This is a genomic window from Niastella populi (assembly GCF_002078015.1).
Taxonomy (GTDB): Bacteria; Bacteroidota; Bacteroidia; order Chitinophagales; family Chitinophagaceae; genus Niastella; species Niastella populi.
In genome coordinates this window covers 1-2,537 of sequence record NZ_LWBP01000076.1, presented here as the reverse complement: position 1 = coordinate 2,537, position 2,537 = coordinate 1, and the positions used below count along the sequence as shown (strand labels likewise).

General features: G+C 45.5%; 1 protein-coding gene. It reads right to left on the bottom strand.

Features of this window, described 5'->3' with window-relative positions:
• Positions 1–2,537: condensation domain-containing protein (locus A4R26_RS08260; protein WP_165760192.1), on the bottom strand; the 2,537-nt coding region annotated here is incomplete at both ends.

Below are 2,537 nucleotides of genomic sequence, written 5' to 3'. Positions count from 1 at the left end.
TCGCTTTCTATTGTAGTCACCACCAGCCGCGCGGCTGTGTCAGCAAGTATATAACTGATACGTTCCTGGGGATAAGCCGGATCAATGGGCACATACGCGCCGCCTGCCTTGAGGATGGCAAAGATGCCTACCAGCATCTCTACGCCCCTATCCATACAAATGGGCACCAGTGTTTCTTCACGCACGCCCTGTTCTCTCAGGTAATGAGCCAGCTGATTAGATCGTTCATCGAGCTCTCTATAACTCAGTTCTATATCCTCAAAAACTACAGCTACGTTATCAGGGGTCTTTGCTACCTGCTCTTCAAATAAATCAACGATCGTCCTGTTCTTTGGATAAGCTACCGCTGTTCCGTTGTAAGTGACCAGCAGTTTGCGTTTCTCTTCTTCTGACAGATACCCTATTGTTGAAATTTTCTGTTCCGGAGTTTCCAGCAGTGCGGTTAACAGTTGCCTGTAATGCCTTATCAGCCCTTCAACCATCGCTTTGTCATAGACGTCGGGGTTGAATATAAAGTTCAGGTGTATGTAATCACCCAGTTCCCGGACCGCGATCTCTATATCGAATTTTGATGTGTTATAACCCTTGTCCGCGATCTGGTTTAATTCTTCATCTGATAATTCAAACCTTTCTGGTCTTTCCCCATTGTTTTGAAGGATGAGCATGATATCAAACACTGCGCTCCTGCTTGTATCCCGCTGAAGGTTTAATTCTTCCACCAAACGATCAAAAGGATACATCTGGTGGTTATAGCTCTTTAAGGTTTCCTCTTTTACGGCCTGGTAAAAACGATCAAAGCTTTCCTCAGGATTAACCTCATTTCTTAAAGCCAGCGTGTTGATATAGAACCCGATCTGGTCTTCCAAATCCGCATGCTCCCTGCCCGCTACCGGTGTCCCTATGATAAGATCTCGCTGCGAAGTATAGCGGTACATCAACACATTCCATGTGGCCAGCAGGCCCATGAACAGACTACCACCATTCTCCTGTGTATATTGTTTTAGCTTAGCCGTAGTTGGCTTATTCAGGTAAGTAGCCAGACCATGCCCCTTATAGGTCTTCACCTGGGGCCTCGGTTTAGTACCAGGTAGATCCAGCAGTGGCAGTTCTCCCGAGAGCTTGTCGAGCCAATACTTTTTATGGCCTTTAAATGACTCTTCATTTAACTGGGATAAATGCCAGGCGGAATAGTCCTTATACTGGATTCTTAGGTCATCTACCTCAGGCGCTTTGCCTGCCTTGTAAGCTTCATAGTATTTCAATACATCTTTGGACAATACCTCCATAGACCAGCCATCGCTGATGATATGGTGCATATTGAAATAAAATACATATTCCGCTTCCGCTACCTGCAGTAAAGCAGCCCTCAGTAATGGCCCTTTCTCCAGATCGAATACCCGGTAAGCATCTGCTGCGATATAGTCTTCTACTTCTTCATTCCTGTTTGCCTCTTTTCTAAAGTCCTGGTACTCGATTACAAAGCCCAGGTCTTTTCTTTCCAGCACCCATTGTCTCATCTCTCCTGACTCATCTTCCCGGAAAACTGTTCTTAAGATCTCATGACGTTCAATGGTGGCATCTATAGCCCGCCTGAAGTTTTCGATCTCAATGTCCTGATTCAGGTAAATGCTTCCTGGTATGTTATAAGCTGCCGAACCGCCTTCAAACTGGCTCAATACCCAGAGTCTTCTCTGGCCATCTGAGATCGCATAACTTGCCTGCGGAGTTAGTTTTTCTATCTGAACAAATGCCTCCCTGGTTGAAGATGCTATCAGTATGGCATGCGATGCTACGCTGGTATGAGCGAACAGCTCTTTTAAACTCAGCTTTACTGACAACTCCTTTTGATACTCATTGCCCAGGCGTATAGCCTTTAAACTATGGCCTCCCAATGCGAAAAAGTCATCATTAACCCCGATCGTTTCCCTTTCCAGCACTTCTTCCCAGATCTTTACCAGCTTTATTTCTATCTCGTTTCGTGGAGCTACATATTCCACGCCACTCGTTAATCCCAGTCCTTCAGGACTTGGTAATAATTTCTTATCCACTTTACCGTTTGCGGTTAATGGTATTTCCTTCAGTTGAACAAAGTGAGCGGGAAGCATATACGCCGGAAGCTGCTCTTTTAAATAGCCTCGTAAATCGCTTGTGTTTAGTGCAACATTGGAAGTGATGTAAGCAACCAGTTCATTTTCTCCTGACCCGTTCTCTTTGGCTAAAACTACAGCCTCCTTTATCTCTTCGTGGCTTAATAAAGCATGCGCTATTTCTCCAGGCTCTATCCGGTATCCCCGGATCTTTACCTGGTCGTCTTTTCTGCCTATGAACTCAATGTTCCCATCGGGCAGCCACCTGCCCAGATCTCCTGTTGTGTATAGCCGGTCTCCTTCTTTAAAAGGACTTGATATGAACTTCTCTTTAGTCAGTCCTTCCTGGTTCAGGTATCCTCTGGCCAGACCATTACCCCCGATACAAATCTCACCGATTACACCTATTGGCTGGAGCGCTTCTGTTTCGCTTAATATATAGATCTGTGT